A 16,563-nucleotide genomic window follows, 5' to 3' on the forward strand; every position below is an offset into this window, starting at 1 on the left:
GTCGCCAAAGGCCCCATTCCCCCGCCACAGGCAACCGGGCGCGTCCTCACATTGAGGCGAGCGGCGCGGCATTGAGCGGGACTGCGCAATAGGGCGGGTCGGGAAAGTCCCACTCGCCGGGGCGGCCAGCCTTACTGGCGGCCACTCTCTCCTCGCGGAGGGTTCGGCGCTTTGGCACCCTGTCTTTCCGCCTCAGTGGGATTATCCTTCAGGGCAACCAGATCAAGAAGGACACACCCATGACGCTCAAGGGCAGGCGAGCCATCGTCACCGGCTCGAACTCCGGCATCGGCCTCGGCATCGCGCGGGAACTGGCGAAGGCCGGCGCCGAGGTGGTGCTGAACTCCTTCACCGACTCGGCGGAGGATCACGCGCTGGCGGAGGACCTCTCCGCCGAGACGGGCAGCGCCGTCCGCTACATCAAGGCCGACCTCTCCAAGTGCGAGGAGGCGCGGGCGCTGGTGGAGGCGGCGGGCGGCTGCGACATCCTCGTCAACAATGCCGGCATCCAGCACGTCGCCAAGGTGGAGGAGTTTCCGACCGCCAAGTGGGACGCGATCATCGCCATCAACCTCTCCAGCGCCTTCCACACCACCGCCATGGCCCTGCCGGTGATGAAGGAGCGGGGCTGGGGGCGGGTGATCAACGTCTCCTCCGCGCACGGGCTGACCGCTTCGCCCTTCAAGAGCGCCTATATCGCCGCCAAGCACGGGCTCGTCGGGCTCACCAAAACGGTGGCGCTGGAGGTGGCGGGGCAGGGGATCACCGCCAATGCCATCTGCCCCGGCTACGTGCTGACGCCGCTGGTGGAGGCGCAGATCCCCGACCAGATGAAGGCCCACGGGATGGACCGGGAGACGGTCATCCGCGAGGTGATGCTGGATCGGCAACCCTCCAAGGAGTTCGCGACGGTGGAGGAGATCGGCGGCACCGCCGTCTTCCTGTGCTCCGACGCGGCCCGGCAGATCACCGGCACGACGCTCTCCGTCGATGGCGGCTGGACGGCGTTGTGAGCTGGTTCCGCCGGGGCGACGACCGCGAGGAGGCGAGGCAGCCGCAACGGGAGCAGACGCCCGAAACGGTGCCCCCCGCCGCGGAGGCGCCGCCCGTTCCGCCGAAGGAGGAGCTCCACATCGCGGACGGGCGGATCCGCGGCGGCGATGCCACGGCGGCGAGCATCGCCGGTGTCGACTTTTCTGCCGCGCGCTTCGTCGATTGCAACTTCAGTGGCGCCGCCTTCTGCGCCTGTAACGTCACGGGGGCGGCGATGGAGAAGGTGACGCTGGCCGGCGCCTCGCTCAGCGGCTCGAACCTCGCCGGAGCGCTGGTGCGGGGCGGGGACCTGACGAATGTCACCATCGCGGGTGCCGAGATGGAGGGGATGACGATCGACGGGGTGCTCGTCAGCGACATGCTGGCGCTCTGGCGCCGGAGCCGCGGCTGAGGGTCGGCAAGAATATTCTCAAGCGGCCCGCGCGCGCAGATGTGCGTGGACATTCCGGGTGTTCCCCGCTCCAACCGGGCCAACAACGAGCAGAAGGATCAACTCATGACCAAGCTGATCGCCGCCGCCTTCGGCGCCGCCATCGCCCTCACCGCCCATGCCGCCGCCGCGCAGGACGCCCCCCAGATCACGCTACCCGAAGGCGCCCAGCTCCTCGAGCTGCCGGGCGGGGCGTGCGGCCTCTACGGGATCGTCGTGATGGCCGACGGCTCTCAGCAGGTGATCACCGCCGAGGGCGAAGTGCGCCCGGTCGGCGAAGAGGACGTCACCTGCCTGACGCAGCTCGTCACGAATTGACGCGGAAGGTGGGTTAGGAAACCCACCCTACGAGGCCGGGAACGGAGTTCGCGCTGGCGGTGAGAGTTTTTCACCCCACCGCCGCGCACCGTCGCCACTCCTTCCCCCGCCCGGTACGCGCCGAAGGCGCAGGGCGAGCGCCGGCCCGTCCCGCGGGCCGGCGCTCCGGTGCCGTTGGCGCTGAGCACAGGGCGGGGAGGTAGTGGAACGATAAAGCGCACCGCTCAGCCGTCGGGCGCCACCCCACGTGCCGGGGTTCGCCCTGCGCCGGCCGGTGTTTCGCCAGGTGCCTCAGCCCCATAGCTCCCAAAGCAACGTCCCCGCGATGGCCCACATGACGAGGGCGATGGTCGCGTCGAGCAGGCCCCAGGCGCGTGGGCTGCGCATGACCGGGGCCAGCGCCCGGGCGCCGTAGCCGAGCGAGAAGAAGAAGGCGAAGGAGGCCGTCATCGCCCCCAGGGCATAGGCCAGCCGCTCCGACCCCTCGAACTGCAGCGAGACCGCGCCGACGAGGCCCAGCGTGTCGAGATAGACATGCGGGTTCGCCCAGGTGAAAGCGGCGGCCATCGCCAGCACCCGGCCGAGGCTCTGCGCGCCTCCGGTCGCCGCCATCCCTTCCGCCGGTCCGAAGGCGGCCCGCATCCGCATCGCGCCGTAGACGATCAGGAACCCGGCCCCGGCAAGCGCCATCGCCGCCGGCAGCCAGGGCAGGGCGGCCGTCGCCGCGCCGAAGCCGGCCACGCCGGCGGCGATCAGCACCGCGTCGGAGAGGGCGCAGAACAGCACCAGCGGCAGCACATGCGCCCGCATCAGCCCCTGGCGGAGGACGAAGGCGTTCTGCGCCCCGATGGCGAGGATCAGCGACAGGCCGGTGGCGAAACCGGTGAGGGCTGGGCCGAGCACGCGGCGCCGATCAGGAGGCGCGGCCGCGCACGGGGAGGGGGATGGCGGCGCGGCCCTCGGGCTCCCTGTCCGCCGGGTAGACGAGCCCGGCGGAGATGACGAGCTTGGCGGCATCCTCGACGCTCATGTCGAGCACCACGAGGTCGCGCCGCGGCACGAAGAGCAGAAAGCCGGAGGTCGGGTTCGGCGTCGTCGGCAGGAAGACGGTGACGATATCTTCCTCCTCGCCGAAATGGCTGCGGATCTCGCCCTTGGCCTTGGTCGAGATGAAGGCGATGGCCCAGAGGCCGCGGCGTGGATATTCCACCAGCACCGCCTCCTCGAAGCTCGTCTCCGTCTGCGCGAAGACCGTCTCGGCGATCTGCTTGACGCCGTTGTAGACGGAGCGGACGACGGGCATCCTGTCCACCAGCTGCTCGCCCCAGGAGATCAGGCTGCGCCCGATCAGGCCCTTGGCGACCCAGCCGATGATCATCGTGAAGATGAGGAAGAGCACGACGCCGACGCCGTGGATGTTCACGTGCACGTAGTCGGGCAGCGACGGATCGGCCTGCCCGAGGGCGTTCACGTGTCCCAGGGCCCGGTTGAAGATCGATTCCGGCGTCCAGGCATTGGGCACGAAGGGCAGCACCCAGCCGTCGAACCAGCCGATCACCGTCCAGATCAGCCAGACGGTGAGGCCGATGGGGGCGATCACGACAACCCCGGCGAGGAAGTTGTTCCTCAACCGGTTGAACAGCCCGGAGCGCGGTCTCGGTGGCTGATCAGACATGTCGCGGGGCCTTTTCGGGTGGTGCCGCACCAACTTAGGGGGCAGGAGGGCTCACCGCAATCTGGCGCGCCGCGATGGCGGCAAATTCAGCGTGAGCGCACCAGTTCGCCCGCGATCTCGGCAGCCAGCCGCGCGTTGTTCTTCACCAGCGCGATGTTAGCCGTCAGTGATCGGCCCTCCGTCAGCTCGAAGATGCGCTGCAAGAGGAAGGGCGTGACGGCCTTGGCGGCGATTCTCTGGTCCTCCGCCTCGCCGAGCGCCTGCAGGATGACGGGGAAGAGATCGTCGACGGGGATCTCGTCGGCCTCGGGGATAGGGTTGGCGATGAGCTGCCCGCCCGGCAGGCCGAGGGCGGCGCGCATGCGGTGGGCGGCGGCGATCTCCGCGGCGCTGTCCATGCGCAGCGGCGCGTCGATGCCGGAGCTGCGCGACCAGAAGGCGGGCAGCTCGTCCTGACCGTAGGCGATGACGGGCACGCCCAACGTCTCCAGCACTTCAAGCGTCTTGGGCAGATCGAGGATCGCCTTCGGCCCGGCAGCGACGACCGTCACGGCGGTCTTGGAGAGCTCCTGCAGGTCGGCGGAGATGTCGAACGTCTGCTCCGCCCGGCGGTGCACGCCGCCGATGCCGCCGGTTGCGAAGGTCTCGATCCCGGCGAGGTTCGCGGCGATCATCGTCGCGGCGACGGTGGTCGCGCCGGTGCCGCCGCGGGTGAGATGCACGGCGAGGTCGGCGCGCGACAGCTTGGCGACATGCGTCGCCTCGGCGAGCTGGGTCAGCTCGTCCTCCGTCAGGCCGGCATGAAGCGTGCCGCCGAGCACCGCCATGGTGGCCGGCACGGCGCCGCCGGCGCGCACCTCCGCCTCGACGGCGCGGGCCGTCTCGATGTTCTGCGGGTAGGGCATCCCGTGGGTGATGATCGTCGATTCCAGCGCAACGACGGGGGTGCCGGAGGAGAGGGCGTCAGCGACCTCGGGGGAATGGGTGAGCGGGATCAATGGGGGTTTTCTCCGGAGACGTAGGTTGCAGCGGCCCTGAGGGCCCGGGCGAAGGCGGCCTCCGGCGCCATGCCGGCGCGTTCGGAGGCGATATGGGCGGCCATGAAGGTGTCGCCGGCGCCGGTGACGCGGGTGACGAGCACTTCGGGGGGGCGAAGTCGGGTGAGCCCGCCTGGCGAGGCCTCCGCCGCCTCGGACCCGCCATGTGTGACGAGGGCGCGGGCGACACCGATGCCGCGCAGAGCCTCGGCCGCCTCGGCGGCGCTGGCGAAGTCGCACTGACAAAGGAGGCCGGCCTCCTCGAGATTGACATAGAGGCAGGCGGAGGGATGGCCGACGAGGGCCATGAGCCGCTGCGCCTTGCCGGGCGAGGCGGGCGCGACGCGCAGGTCGGCCTCGGCCATCAGCGGCGAGGCGGCGATGCGGGAGAGGAGCGATTCCGTCAGGTTGCCGTCGAGCGCCACCGGGCCGTCCCAGGGGCGCTCGGCGGTGGCGAGGCGTCCGTCGGAGAGCGGCGCGAGGATCTTCTCGCCCGCCGCCTCAAGGCTGTGGGCGTCGGCGATGGCGGCGATGAGGCCGTTGGCGCCCTCGCAGGCCATGTAGATGTCCGTCGGCAGGTCCGCCGAGCGGTAGGCATGGGCGGTGGAGACGCCCAGCTCCTCGGCCCGCTCGGCGAGCTCGTCGCCCGCCGGGTCCTGCCCGATGGCGGTGAGGACGGCGGGCTTCAGCCCGAAATGGGCGAGTGTCATGGCGATGTTCATCGCGACGCCGCCGGGCAGGCGGGTGATGCGGCCGGGGACGTCGGCGCCCAGCTTCATGTGGCTGGAGGAGCGGCCGATGATGTCCCAAAGGACAGCGCCGATGCACAGGATGTCGGGCCGGCTCATGCGGGCCGCCCCTGGGGGAGCGGGGCAGGGGAGATGTGCACGGGGGCGCCGGGAGGGCGGCGCATAAGTGCCCGCTCCGCCTTGACTTCCTGCCCCGGCATGAGCGCTATGCGGCCGACCGAAAAGAAGAGATTCATGAGAGATTTGCCCAGCATACCCTCCCTAAAGGCCGGCCTCGCGGCCGGCTTGTCAATGGCCCTCGCCCTCCTCCTGCCCTCCATGGGCCTTGCCCAGGAGACGGCGGAGGCCACCGGCGCCGCGGCGGCCTCCGGTGGCCTCCTGTTCTGGGAGTACATCCCGGTGGGCTTCCGCCACATCCTGCCTTTGGGGATCGACCATATCCTCTTCGTGCTTGGGCTCTTCTTCCTGTCGACGAAGCTGAAGCCGCTCCTGTGGCAGGTCACCGCCTTCACGGTGGCGCATTCGATCACGCTGGCGCTGGCCGCGACGGGATACGTCTCGGCGCCGCCGCAGATCATCGAGCCCCTGATCGCCGCCTCGATCACCTTCGTGGCCATCGAGAACATCGTCATCCAGCGGCTGACGCCGTGGCGACCAGTGATCGTTTTCGCCTTCGGGCTGCTGCACGGGCTCGGCTTCGCCTCGGTACTGGGCGAGTTCGGCCTGCCGCAGGGCGGGCTGCTGCCGGCGATCCTCGGCTTCAACGTCGGGGTGGAGCTGGGGCAGCTGACGGTGATCGCCGCCGCCTTCCTCGCCGTGGGCCTGTGGTTCGGCGGCAAGGCCTGGTACCGCCGCCTGATCGCGACGCCGGCCTCCGTCGCCATCGCGGTGACGGGCACCATCTGGGTGGTGCAGCGGGTGGCGGGCTGAGGGCTGGGAGACACGGCGAGACCGGGGCTCACCAGTCAGAGGCGCCGCGCTCTCACGCCGGCCTGTGGGGTGGCGCAGCAACGGAGCCGCTACGCGATTTATGCCAGCCAAACCCCTCTCAGCGGCCCGCTGAGCAACCAGCCCATCCAGAGCGCCAGCCCGCCGGGACGGGCCGGCGCTCGCGCGGCGGCCTGAGGCCTTGATTCCGCGCGGAGGGACAGAGCGGCAGCGCTGACCCGTGGAGCAGCACGTAGGGCAGGGCGCCGCACCCCTTGAACATCTCGCCGCCACCTCCCACCTATCCAGCCTTGCAGCCCCGGCCGCGCCCTGCTAGACGCGCGCCACTTTACATCTCAGGCGGAGGCGGGTCCTTCGGGGAGACATCCCGAACGGGTCCACCGGTTGGAGCGATCCTTATCCCTCCGCCCAAGGCATGAAACCGGAAAGGAAAGAGGCATGGCCCTCCCTGAATTCTCCATGCGCCAGCTGCTTGAAGCGGGCGTTCACTTCGGCCACCAGACCGCGCGGTGGAACCCCCGCATGGGGCCGTACATCTACGGCGCCCGCAACGGCATCCACATCATGGATCTCACGCAGACCGTCCTGATGCTGGACCAGGCTCTGCATGTCATCCGTGAGACCGTCGCCCGTGGCGGCCGCATCCTCTTCGTCGGCACCAAGCGCCAGGCCTCCGCGGCCATCGCCGATGCCGCCGAGAAGTCCGCGCAGTTCTACATGAACCACCGCTGGCTCGGCGGCACGCTGACCAACTGGCAGACCGTCTCCCAGTCGATCAACCGCCTGAAGGCGATCGACGAGGCGGCCGAGCAGGGCTTCGAGGGCCTCACCAAGAAAGAGCGCCTCGGGATGGAGCGTGAGCAGGCCAAGCTGCAGGCCTCCCTCGGCGGCATCCGCGAGATGGGCGGCGTGCCGGACCTGCTGTTCGTCATCGACGTCAACAAGGAAGACCTCGCGATCGCCGAAGCCAAGAAGCTCGGCATCCCGGTCGTGGCCGTGGTCGATACCAACTGCACGCCCGACGGCGTCGACTACATCATCCCCGGCAACGATGACGCCGCCCGAGCCATCGCGCTCTACTGCGACCTCGTCGCCCGCGCCGCGCTCGACGGCATGTCGGCCCAGCTCGGCGCCGCCGGTGTCGACCTTGGCGAGATGGAAGCCGCGCTGGCCGAGGAAGGCCTCGAGGCCGACGCTGCCGCCGCCGAGGCCGAGGCTGCCCCGGCCGAGCAGGAAGCGGCCCAGAGCTGAACGGCGCGCGGCAGGGCAGGGGCCTTGGGCCCCTCCCCGCCGCGAGACGTCACACGGCATTCACCTCGCGCCCCATGATGGGCGCGGGGCATGACTTCCCGAAAGGAGATTTGAGATGGCTGTCACCGCTGCGATGGTGAAAGAGCTGCGCGACTCGACTGGCGCCGGCATGATGGACGCCAAGAAGGCGCTGACCGAGACCGACGGCGACATGGACGCCGCCGTTGACTGGCTTCGCACCAAGGGCCTCGCCAAGGCCGCCAAGAAATCCGGCCGCACCGCTGCGGAGGGCCTCGTCGCCGTCGCCATCGACGGCGGCAAGGGTGTTGCCGTCGAGGTGAACTCCGAGACCGATTTCGTCGCCAAGAACAACGAGTTCCAGGCCATGGTCACCGGCATCGCCAACGCCGGCCTCGGTGTCGACAGCGTCGATGCGCTGGCCCAGGCGCCGGTCAACGGCAAGCCGGTCGCCGACGTGCTGACCGATGCCATCGCCAAGATCGGCGAGAACATGACGCTGCGCCGCATGGCGAAGGTCGAGGGCGAGAAGGTTGTCTCCTACGTCCACAACGCCGCGGCCGAGAACATGGGCAAGATCGGTGTCCTGGTCGCGCTGACGGGCGACGAGAGCTTCGGCAAGCAGGTCGCGATGCACATCGCCGCCGCGAACCCCGCCGCGCTGGGTGAGGACGACCTCGACCCCGCCGTGGTGGAGAAGGAGCGCCAGATCCAGATGGACATCGCTCGCGAGAGCGGCAAGCCGGAAGCTGTCATCGAGAAGATGATCGTCGGCCGGATGAAGAAGTTCATCGCGGAATCGACGCTGCTCGGCCAGGCCTTCGTGATCAACCCCGACCTGACGGTCGAGGAAGCGGCCAAGGAAGCCGGCTCCACGATCACCGGCTTCGTCCGTCTCGAGGTTGGCGAGGGCATTGAGCGCGAGGAGAGCGACTTCGCCGCCGAAGTCGCCGCCGCCGCCAAGGGCTGATCGCCGCAACACGGCTGAGATGAAACGGGCCGCCCCAAGGGGCGGCCCGTTTTTGTTGCCGGGGGGAGAGAGCCCGGCTTAGGGAAAAGGGGTGACGGCGCCGCCCGTGGGGATACGGCCTGACGCCGCCGGGCGCGCATCCAAGGGGATGAGGAGAGCGCACCATAGATTTGCCTTGGCCCGGCAAACACCCGGGCATGGGGCACTCGGGCAGGGGCCCGAGATGCGGACCGGCTGATCCGATAATCGTCGGCAGACCGGCCCGCTGCTCCTTGGCCTTAGGCCACCACTCACGGAACAGTTAAATTATGCCAAACGCGTGAGGTGTCCCACAGTAAGGGAATCCTGACCGCTTCTCGCAATGACCTGTCTCGTGACGGAACGTCCCGCGACAGATCGTTACGCGTCGGCCAGCACGAACATCTGGTTGTAGAACGCGGCCTTGAGCACCGCCTGTGCCGTCGTCTCGACGTCCAGCGCCTCGCGCGCCAGCCGCAGGTGCTTCTCCACCGTCGCGGCGGTCAGCCCGAGGATCAGCGCGATGTCCTGCGTCGTCTTGCCGTCGCCGACCCATTGCAGCACCTCGATCTGCCGCTTGGTCAGGCTGCGGTTGCCCGACCACGGCAGGGTGAGCAGCTTGAGGTGGAAGACGTTATTGGCGACCATGATCGCCGGGCCTTGCTCCTCCCAGATCCGGTCGACCTCCGCCTGGCTCATGCCGGGTGCGCCGGTGAGGGCGATGGCGCCCTTGGTGCGCTGCGAGACGGAGCGGAAGGAGAGCGTGTAGCCCGCCGTCACGCCCATCTTGCGGTTGAACTCCACGACCTTCGTCTCCGCCGGCGTCAGCCCGTCGGTCCGGTACATCTCCTGCAGCCAGCTCCAGGAGCAGGCGCCGTCATTCTCCAGCGCCCAACGGGTCATGGGGGCGTTGTGGAAGAGGCCATCCTCGAGGAAACGGTTGATGTACTCCGGCGCATGGTTGGTGAGCATCACCCAGTCCTGCGGATCGCCCAGACTGTTGGTGGAGCGGTAGCGGGTGTAGCCGTAGAGGACCCGGGTGAAGCCGCGCCGCGCCATTTCGTCTGTGTGCAACGCCCAGAGATCCTCCACGCGCGGCGCGTTGGTGATGGCCTCGAGGTGGGACAACAGGAACTGACTCATGCCCGGAAATTGACCAGATGGTCCATTTCTGTCAAAGCAAATGTTAACTTTGGGGCACGGGCGAGTGCCTGCAACGCCCGGTTTGCCCGATCTGGCTGCAGCCGTTCTTTACATAATACATATTATGCGGCATTCGGGTGGGGCCTTGAGCGGCCCCTCAGGCGGCGGAAACCACATGGTGTCCGCACCCGCTCTCCATATGGAAAGCGGTGCCGGCTCAGGTCTTTATGAGCAGTCCCGGCGGTGTCGCGGCCAGACGCTCGGCCCCTGCCTCGGTGATGAGGATCGGCTCCGTCGTCTCGATGCAGCCATCGTCGAGCCAGAGCGCCGGCATGAAGTGGAAGCACATCCCTGCCTGCAGCACCGTCTCGTCGCTTTCGCGGAAGCTCATGGTGCGCTCGCCCCAGTCCGGCGGATAGCTGAGGCCGATGGGATAGCCGCAGCGGCTCTTCTTCTCGAAGCCATGGGCATTGAGCGCCACGTAGAACGCGTGGGCCACGTCGCAGCAGCGGTTGCCCGGGCGCGCCTCGGCCAAGGCCGCCTCCGTCGCCGCCTGCACGGCGATCTCGGCCTGCAGGAAATGCGCCGGCGGCTCGCCGAGAAAGAGCGTGCGCGATTGCGGCACATGGTAGCGGCGGTAGACGCCGGCGATCTCGAAGAACGTGGATTCCCCGCCTCTTAGCGGCTGGTCGTTCCATGTCAGGTGCGGCGCCGTGGCATCCATGCCGGAGGGCGCCATCGGCACGATGGCCGGGTAATCGCCCCAGGCTCCTTCGACACCGAGGATGCCGGCGCGGGTGATTTCCGCCACCAGCACGTTCTTCGGCAGGCCCGGCTCGGCCATCTCGGCGATGACCTCGTGCATCCGTGTGACGATGGCCCCAGCCTTGCGCATGAAGGCGATCTCGGCCGCCGACTTCACGGCGCGCGCCCAGTTGACGAGACCCGTGGCATTGACACGGTCCGCCTCCGGCGCGCCGGTGAAGAGCGCCTCGCAAGCCGCTGCGGAAAAATAGTAATTGTCCATCTCCACGCCGATGCGGCCTTGCGCGAGGCCTCGCTCGGCCAGCTTGGCGGCGAGATCCTCCATCGGGTGCTTCTCGGGGTTCTGGACGAAGCTGTCGTCGTAGGTGAGGATGCACTCCTCCCCCATCCAGACGGTGCGGCGGGCCCCTGCCCCGTCCATCGAGCGGCCCCACCAGAGCGGCGGGCCCTCGGGGGGGACGATCACCCCCTGATGGACGTAGAAGGACCAGCCGTCATAGCCCGTGAGCCAGGCCATGTTGCTGGGGTCGGTGATGTAGAGCAGGTCGAGCCCCGCTGCTGCCATCCGCCGGCGCACATCCGCCAGACGGTCCGCGTATTCCTCGCGGGTGAAGGCCGGATCGGGGTTCGCCACGGGTTACTCCGCTGCGGCCGCAGCGCCGGAATCGCCCTGCGCCTCGCCCTGATCCTGCTGCTCGGCCTTGGGCTTGCGGCGACGGCGCGGCTTGGGGGGCGCCTGCTCGGCCTTGTCCTCGGGCGTCTGCACGAGGCCGCTGTCGCTCTCCTGAGCGGCCGCGTTGCCCTGCTGGTTGCCGCCACCGTTGCCGCCGTTGCCATCCTCGCCGTTGGCGGCGTTTTCCTGCGCGCGCAGACGCTCGTTGCGCTCGCGGTCCCGCTCGGCCTGGCGATCACGCTCGGCCTGACGGTCGCGCTGCTCCTGCTCCTGCTTCTCGCGGGATTTGTCCATCTCGCGCTGAGCTTCGGCAAGCATGCGCAGGTAATGCTCGGCATGCTGGGCGTAGTTCTCGGCATCCACCCGGTCCCCGGCGAGCTGAGCGTCGCGGTGGAGCTGGGTGTACTTGTCGATGATCTGCTGGGGCGTGCCGCGGACCTTGCCGTCCGGCCCGCTGGAATCGAACACACGGTTGACGATGTTGCCGCCCGAGGGACGATTGTTGCGGTTCTTGTTCCGCGAACGCGATTTCGAAGATCTCATAGGATTACGTGATTTCCAGCCTGATTGCAGTTTCGCGGCCCTCGGCGCCTTATCCAGCGCTGTTCCGGGGCATCGCGATTGTCTGGCGATTGCCAGCGGGGAGTTGCCTCACCTCACCGGTCACCTTGAGTAAACATGGGCGCGCCCGGAGGGCAAGCCTTTATCCGCCTCTGAACCCAGATATGGCAGCAATTTCCCCCGATACAACAGCATAAACGCAGCATCGGCCCCGCGGCGGCGCCGATCAGCCGATCTGCGCCGTCACCACGCGGTCGCGGCCGTCGAGATCGCGGATGATGGCGACCTGCGTGAATCCCGCGCCATAGGCGAGCGCCATGACCTCGCGCCCCTGCCCCGGCCCGATCTCCATGATCAGCCGCCCGCCGGGGAGCAGCCGCTCCGGCGCGCCGGCGGTGATCTCCCGGTAGCTGCCGAGGCCGTCGCCGCCGTCGGTGAGCGCCAGATGCGGCTCGTACTCGCGCACTTCCGGCTCCAGCTCGGGCAGCTCGTCCTGCGCGAGGTAGGGCGGGTTGGCGACGATGAGGTCGTAGTGATCGCCGAGCCCGTCGAACCAGTCGGCGACGGTGAACTCCGTCTTTACGGCGAGGTGCAGCGCCTCGGCATTGGCGCGGGCGACGGCCAGCGCCTCCTCCGATAGATCGGTGCCGAGGCCGCGTGCGCCGGGCATTTCCGCCAGCAAGGTCAGGAGGATGCAGCCCGTTCCTGTCCCGAGGTCGAGCACCTTCTCGAAGGGTCGGGCCAGCGCCGCCTCGATCAGCATCTCCGTCTCGGGGCGCGGGTCGAGCACCTCGGCGGAGACGGCGAACTGGCGGCCGTAGAAGAGTCGGGTGCCGGTGATGTGGCTGACCGGCTCGCGCCGCTCGCGCCGCGCGATACAGGCGCCGAAGGCCTCGGCCGCGTCGGGGGCCACCTGCTCCGGCAGCGCCAGCGTCAGCCGCCCCGGCTCCAGCGCCAGTGCATGGGCGAGGAGGCGGCGGGCATCGACGGCGGGCTGGGCGACGCCGGCGGCGGTGAGGCGGCGGACGGCATCGGTGAGGAGCTCGGTGCCCCTCACGCCTCCATCTCCGCCAGGAGCGCGGCTTGCGCGTCTGCCGTCAGCGCCTCGACGATCTCGTCGAGGTCGCCGTTCATCACCGCGTCGAGCTTGTAGAGCGTCAGGTTGATGCGGTGATCCGTCAGACGGCCCTGCGGGAAGTTGTAGGTACGAATCCGCTCCGACCGATCGCCCGTGCCCACCTGCGCCTTGCGGTCGGCCGAGCGCGTCTCGTCCACGCGCCGGCGCTCCATGTCGTAGAGGCGGGAGCGCAGCACCTCCATCGCCAGCTCGCGGTTGCGGTGCTGGGACTTCTGGGAGGAGGTGACGACGATGCCGGAGGGGATATGCGTGATGCGCACCGCGGAATCGGTGGTGTTCACGTGCTGCCCGCCGGCGCCGGAGGAGCGCATGGTGTCGATGCGCAGATCGTTCGCGTCGATGGCGATGTCGACAGCCTCCGCCTCGGGCAGGACGGCGACGGTGGCGGCGGAGGTGTGGATCCGCCCGCCCGATTCCGTCTCCGGCACCCGCTGGACGCGGTGAACGCCGGATTCGTACTTCAGCCGGGCGAAGACCCCCTGCCCCTCGACGCGTGCGATCAGCTCCTTGAGGCCGCCGATCTCCGTCGCCTGCTCCTCGATGATGTCGAAGGTCCAGCCGCGGGCATCGGCGTAGCGCTGGTACATGCGAAGCAAGTCGGCGGCGAAGAGCGCCGCCTCCTCGCCGCCGGTGCCGGGGCGGATCTCGATCATCGCGGGGCGGGCGTCGGCGGCATCCTTGGGGATGAGGGCGAGCTGCAGCGCGGCCTCCGCTTCGGCGATGCGGCGCTTGATGACGGGCAGCTCGTCCTCCGCCAGCGCCCGCATCTCCGGGTCCGCCAGCATGTCCTCGGCCTCGGCCCGGTCGGCGACCAGCGCACGCCAGGCCTCCGCCGTTTCGTGCACCGGCTTGAGCTCGGCATATTCCTGCGCGAGCTTCACCATCTCGCCGCCCGGCGCGCCAGAGGCCATGCGAGCTTCGAGATACTCGAAGCGTTGGCGGATCTGCTGGAGCTTGTCTTCGGGGATCATCGGGCGGCCTTTTCGTCGGTCCGCCTGAATTACGCTCCCGGCGCCCTCGCTTCAAGCTGGGCGAGCCAGCGCTCCACCCGTTTGCGGTTCACGCCCATGTCGCCGCGGCCGAAGCGCAGGCGGCCATGGATCGTCAGCTTGCCGTCCTCCACCCGGGCCGTGGTGAAATCGGGGAAGCCCCAGAGCGCCGAGCGGCTGACCCAGGTGATCATCCCCTCCGCCGGCGAGCCGGCGACGCGGTGGGTGCGCGGCGTGTCCAGCGCGATGGCGTCGAGGCGGGAGAGCACCTCCGGCCCCGGCTCCGTCACCGGGCGGACGGCGATGAAGGCGCCCTCGGCCGGGTAGTCGCCGGGCGGGGCGTTCGGCGCGGCGATGTGCCATTCCTCCGGATCGGTCGGCGCGAGGCGCACGTAGAGGCCGAAGGCGACGATGACGACGGCGAGGACGATCAGGGCGACGAGGAGCCAGTTCACCGGCGCGTCCACAAAATCAGGCAGAGGATCTCCATCGCCACATGGGCGCCCGCGACAGCGGTGGCGCCGCCGGCATCGAAGGGCGGCGAGACTTCGACGATGTCGCCGCCGACGATGTTGGTGCCCGCAAGGTCCCGCAGGATCGCCGCGGCCTGCCAGGAGGCGAGGCCGCCCCAGACGGGGGTGCCGGTGCCGGGGGCAAAGGCGGGGTCCAGCGCGTCGATATCGAAGGAGAGGTAGGTCGGCCCCTGCCCCACGATCTCCTTCGCTTTGGCCACTGCACCGGCGATACCCCGCTCGTGCACCTCGCGTGCACTGATGACGTTCACCCCGCAGTAATCCTCCGTCTCCGTCCGGATGCCGATCTGCACGGAGCGGGCCGGGTCGACGAGGCCGCTCTTCACCGCCTTGTACATCATCGTGCCATGGTCGATGCGCGAGAAGTCGTCATCCGGCCAGAGGTCGGAATGCGCGTCGAACTGGATGACGCCGAGCGGCCCGTACTTGGCGGCATAGGCCTTCAGGATCGGGAAGGTGATGTAGTGATCGCCGCCGAGTGTGACGGCGCCAGGGACGGAGGAGAGGATCGTTTCCATATGCGCCGTCAGCGCGGAAGGGAACTCGCTGACCATCGCGTAATCGAAGGCCAGATCGCCGTAATCGACGATGTCGAAGCTGCTCAGCGGGTCGAACCCGTCCCAGCCGAAGGGCGGGTCATAGGGCTGGAGGGTGCTCGCCTCGCGGATGGCACGGGGACCGAGGCGGGTGCCCGGGCGGTTTGTCACCGCCTGATCGAAGGGCACGCCGGTGATCGCGAGGTCGGCCCCCGCCAGATCCTTGGTGTAGCGCCGGCGGAGGAAGGAGGTGGCGCCCCCGAAGGCGTTTTCCCCCACCAGTCCACGTGAAGAGCGGGCGGTAAAGGCCTCATCGACCTTGGATTTCGCGTCCTGAAGAGCCATCAGGCGACCTTTTCGCCTTCACGGACCAGTTGGTCGGCCACCTGATCGAGCGACGCGCGCAGTTTGACAATGATTTCCTCGACTTCCGCCTCGGAAATGATCAGCGGCGGCGACATGACGTTGAGGTGGCCCATCGGGCGCACCAGCAGGCCCATCTTCTCGGCGGCGTCGGAGACGCGCTTGCCGATGTCGATCTCGTCGGGGTGCAGCGCCTTCGTCTCCTTGTCGGCCACGTTCTCGATGCAGCCGATCAGCACGTCGCCGCGCGTCTCGCCCACCAGCGGATGATCCTCCAGCGATTTCAGACCCTTCTGGAACAAGGCTCCCACATGCTTGGCATGCGCCAGCAGCCCGTCCCGCTCGATGATCTCGATGCTCTTCAGCGCCGCTGCACAGGCGATCGGGTGGCCCGAGTAGGTGAAGCCATGAGTGAACCAGCGGTCCCCCGACATCTCCTGCCAGAGCTCCTCGGAAAAAATAAGCGCCCCAAGGGGTTGGTAGCCGGAGGTGAGGCCCTTGGCGGAGGTGATCATGTCCGGCACGACGCCGAACTTCGCCTCCGAGGAGAACCACTCGCCCAGCCGCCCGAAGGCGGTGACGACCTCATCCGCGACGACGAGGATGCCGTGCCTATGGCAGACCTCGGCCATCCGCTTGAAGTAGCCTTCCGGCGGGATGATGACGCCGCCGGAGGCCTGAACCGGTTCGGCGAAGAAGGCGGCGATCTTGTCGGCACCCACCTCGGCGATCTTCTCCTCCAGCTCCTTGACCAGGAAGTCGGTGAAGCCCTCGGCGCTCACACCCTCCGGCCGGCGATAGGGGTTCGGCGCCGAGAGGTGGTGGATCGTTTTCTCGAGGTAGCTGAACTCCTCGATCCGGTCGCCATCACGCATCCCGATGGAGGCGGAGGCGAAGGTCGAGCCGTGGTAGCTGGCGTGGCGCGAGAGGATATGCGTGCGCCCCGGGAAGCCCCGGTGATGCTGCACGAACTGCGCCATCCGGTAGGCGCTGTCGACGGCGGTGGAGCCGCCGGTGGTGAAGAGCGTGCGGGTGAAGCCCGTCGGCGCGATCTCGGCGATCTTGGCGGCGAGGCGCGCCGAGGGGGCGTTGCCCATGTCGACGAAGGTGGAGGTATAGGCGAGCGTGCGGGCCTGCTCGGCCAGCGTCTCTGCCATCTCCTCGTTGCCGAGGCCGATCTGCGTGCACCACATGCCGCCCACGGCATCGAGGTATTCTCGTCCATCCTCGTCCCACAGATGGACGCCCTTGCCGCGCGTCATCACCAGCGGGCCATCGCGCTCGGCCTGCTGGAAGTGGGTCCACGGGTGCATGTGATGGTCGCGGTCGAGGGCCGCGAGTTCGGAGATGTTGTTTGTCATGGCTCTCACTTGGCGCCTTGGCAGGCCGAAGGTC

18 protein-coding genes are annotated in these 16,563 nt (G+C 68.7%); 6 read left to right on the forward strand and 12 right to left on the reverse strand.

Annotated elements, in window-relative coordinates; translation table 11 throughout:
• The first annotated feature begins 239 nt into the window (after positions 1–239).
• From GY170_RS07905 to GY170_RS07915, 3 genes are all read left to right on the forward strand, one after another.
• The gene (locus GY170_RS07905) at positions 240–1,013 is read left to right on the forward strand and encodes a 3-hydroxybutyrate dehydrogenase (RefSeq protein ID WP_163891824.1); all 774 of its coding nucleotides are present in this window, start codon (positions 240–242) and stop codon (positions 1,011–1,013) included.
• Positions 1,010–1,444 carry a pentapeptide repeat-containing protein gene (locus GY170_RS07910; protein ID WP_163891827.1) on the forward strand — a complete coding sequence of 145 codons (435 nt, stop codon included), beginning with the start codon at positions 1,010–1,012 and terminating at the stop codon, positions 1,442–1,444. Before GY170_RS07905 ends, GY170_RS07910 begins: the two co-directional genes overlap by 4 nt.
• A 105-nt stretch (positions 1,445–1,549) precedes the next feature.
• A complete protein-coding gene (locus tag GY170_RS07915) occupies positions 1,550–1,801 on the forward strand; it encodes a hypothetical protein (protein ID WP_163891830.1) in 252 nt (83 codons plus the stop codon).
• A 291-nt stretch (positions 1,802–2,092) separates the two neighbouring features.
• Here the strand turns inward: GY170_RS07915 and GY170_RS07920 are convergent, their stop codons facing one another.
• The 4 genes from GY170_RS07920 to GY170_RS07935 all read right to left on the reverse strand — a co-directional run bounded on the left by GY170_RS07920 (position 2,093) and on the right by GY170_RS07935 (position 5,361).
• On the reverse strand, positions 2,093–2,704 hold the full coding sequence (locus GY170_RS07920) for a LysE/ArgO family amino acid transporter (RefSeq protein ID WP_235937814.1): 612 nt from the start codon (positions 2,702–2,704) through the stop codon (positions 2,093–2,095).
• A 10-nt stretch (positions 2,705–2,714) separates the two neighbouring features.
• Positions 2,715–3,476: a DUF502 domain-containing protein gene (locus GY170_RS07925; protein WP_163891836.1), complete on the reverse strand. Its 762-nt coding sequence runs from the start codon at positions 3,474–3,476 to the stop codon at positions 2,715–2,717.
• Positions 3,477–3,562: 86 nt separating this feature from the next.
• The gene (locus tag GY170_RS07930; protein ID WP_163891839.1) at positions 3,563–4,474 is read right to left on the reverse strand and encodes a pseudouridine-5'-phosphate glycosidase; all 912 of its coding nucleotides are present in this window, start codon (positions 4,472–4,474) and stop codon (positions 3,563–3,565) included.
• On the reverse strand, positions 4,471–5,361 hold the full coding sequence (locus tag GY170_RS07935; protein WP_163891842.1) for a PfkB family carbohydrate kinase: 891 nt from the start codon (positions 5,359–5,361) through the stop codon (positions 4,471–4,473). Before GY170_RS07935 ends, GY170_RS07930 begins: the two co-directional genes overlap by 4 nt.
• Before the next feature lie 192 nt (positions 5,362–5,553).
• Here GY170_RS07935 and GY170_RS07940 point away from each other — a divergent pair, with 192 nt between their 5' ends.
• The 3 genes from GY170_RS07940 (at position 5,554) to tsf (ending at position 8,449) form a co-directional block, all read left to right on the forward strand.
• Positions 5,554–6,192 carry a HupE/UreJ family protein gene (locus GY170_RS07940; protein ID WP_408003754.1) on the forward strand — a complete coding sequence of 213 codons (639 nt, stop codon included), beginning with the start codon at positions 5,554–5,556 and terminating at the stop codon, positions 6,190–6,192.
• A 456-nt stretch (positions 6,193–6,648) separates the two neighbouring features.
• Positions 6,649–7,461 carry a 30S ribosomal protein S2 gene (rpsB, locus tag GY170_RS07945; RefSeq protein WP_163891847.1) on the forward strand — a complete coding sequence of 271 codons (813 nt, stop codon included), beginning with the start codon at positions 6,649–6,651 and terminating at the stop codon, positions 7,459–7,461.
• Positions 7,462–7,576: 115 nt separating this feature from the next.
• Positions 7,577–8,449 carry a translation elongation factor Ts gene (tsf, locus tag GY170_RS07950; protein ID WP_163891851.1) on the forward strand — a complete coding sequence of 291 codons (873 nt, stop codon included), beginning with the start codon at positions 7,577–7,579 and terminating at the stop codon, positions 8,447–8,449.
• Between the two features lie 399 nt (positions 8,450–8,848).
• On the opposite strand, the gene GY170_RS07955 is transcribed toward tsf, so the two are convergent.
• From GY170_RS07955 to GY170_RS07990, 8 genes are all read right to left on the reverse strand, one after another.
• Positions 8,849–9,610 carry a LuxR family transcriptional regulator gene (locus tag GY170_RS07955; protein WP_163891854.1) on the reverse strand — a complete coding sequence of 254 codons (762 nt, stop codon included), beginning with the start codon at positions 9,608–9,610 and terminating at the stop codon, positions 8,849–8,851.
• A 217-nt stretch (positions 9,611–9,827) separates the two neighbouring features.
• A complete protein-coding gene (locus tag GY170_RS07960) occupies positions 9,828–11,009 on the reverse strand; it encodes a M24 family metallopeptidase (RefSeq protein ID WP_163891857.1) in 1,182 nt (393 codons plus the stop codon).
• 3 nt (positions 11,010–11,012) lie between these two features.
• Positions 11,013–11,516, reverse strand: a complete 504-nt coding sequence (locus GY170_RS07965; protein WP_235937815.1) for a DUF4167 domain-containing protein — start codon at positions 11,514–11,516, stop codon at positions 11,013–11,015.
• 319 nt (positions 11,517–11,835) lie between these two features.
• On the reverse strand, positions 11,836–12,666 hold the full coding sequence (gene prmC, locus GY170_RS07970) for a peptide chain release factor N(5)-glutamine methyltransferase (protein ID WP_163891863.1): 831 nt from the start codon (positions 12,664–12,666) through the stop codon (positions 11,836–11,838).
• Entirely contained in the window at positions 12,663–13,718 is a 1,056-nt protein-coding gene (prfA, locus tag GY170_RS07975) for a peptide chain release factor 1 (RefSeq protein WP_163891866.1), read from the reverse strand. Before prfA ends, prmC begins: the two co-directional genes overlap by 4 nt.
• A gap of 29 nt (positions 13,719–13,747) precedes the next feature.
• Entirely contained in the window at positions 13,748–14,191 is a 444-nt protein-coding gene (locus GY170_RS07980) for a DUF1499 domain-containing protein (protein ID WP_235937816.1), read from the reverse strand.
• Entirely contained in the window at positions 14,188–15,150 is a 963-nt protein-coding gene (gene speB / locus GY170_RS07985) for an agmatinase (protein WP_163891870.1), read from the reverse strand. Before speB ends, GY170_RS07980 begins: the two co-directional genes overlap by 4 nt.
• Positions 15,150–16,529, reverse strand: coding sequence for an aminotransferase (locus tag GY170_RS07990; protein ID WP_163891873.1), 1,380 nt, complete (start codon positions 16,527–16,529; stop codon positions 15,150–15,152). Before GY170_RS07990 ends, speB begins: the two co-directional genes overlap by 1 nt.
• Positions 16,530–16,563: the final 34 nt, after the last annotated feature.

This window comes from Pseudoroseicyclus tamaricis (assembly GCF_012070395.1).
GTDB classification, from domain to species: Bacteria; Pseudomonadota; Alphaproteobacteria; order Rhodobacterales; family Rhodobacteraceae; genus Pseudoroseicyclus_A; species Pseudoroseicyclus_A tamaricis.

What these genes read in the sequence shown, in the direction of transcription:
- GY170_RS07990 (WP_163891873.1), bottom strand. Translation starts at nt 16,529, where the DNA reads ATGACAAACAACATCTCCGAACTCGCGGCCCTCGACCGCGACCATCAC.
- GY170_RS07905 (WP_163891824.1), top strand. Translation starts at nt 240, where the DNA reads ATGACGCTCAAGGGCAGGCGAGCCATCGTCACCGGCTCGAACTCCGGC.
- prfA (WP_163891866.1), bottom strand. Translation starts at nt 13,718, where the DNA reads ATGATCCCCGAAGACAAGCTCCAGCAGATCCGCCAACGCTTCGAGTAT.
- GY170_RS07955 (WP_163891854.1), bottom strand. Translation starts at nt 9,610, where the DNA reads ATGAGTCAGTTCCTGTTGTCCCACCTCGAGGCCATCACCAACGCGCCG.
- GY170_RS07915 (WP_163891830.1), top strand. Translation starts at nt 1,550, where the DNA reads ATGACCAAGCTGATCGCCGCCGCCTTCGGCGCCGCCATCGCCCTCACC.
- GY170_RS07935 (WP_163891842.1), bottom strand. Translation starts at nt 5,361, where the DNA reads ATGAGCCGGCCCGACATCCTGTGCATCGGCGCTGTCCTTTGGGACATC.
- rpsB (WP_163891847.1), top strand. Translation starts at nt 6,649, where the DNA reads ATGGCCCTCCCTGAATTCTCCATGCGCCAGCTGCTTGAAGCGGGCGTT.
- GY170_RS07925 (WP_163891836.1), bottom strand. Translation starts at nt 3,476, where the DNA reads ATGTCTGATCAGCCACCGAGACCGCGCTCCGGGCTGTTCAACCGGTTG.
- speB (WP_163891870.1), bottom strand. Translation starts at nt 15,150, where the DNA reads ATGGCTCTTCAGGACGCGAAATCCAAGGTCGATGAGGCCTTTACCGCC.
- GY170_RS07940 (WP_408003754.1), top strand. Translation starts at nt 5,554, where the DNA reads ATGGCCCTCGCCCTCCTCCTGCCCTCCATGGGCCTTGCCCAGGAGACG.
- tsf (WP_163891851.1), top strand. Translation starts at nt 7,577, where the DNA reads ATGGCTGTCACCGCTGCGATGGTGAAAGAGCTGCGCGACTCGACTGGC.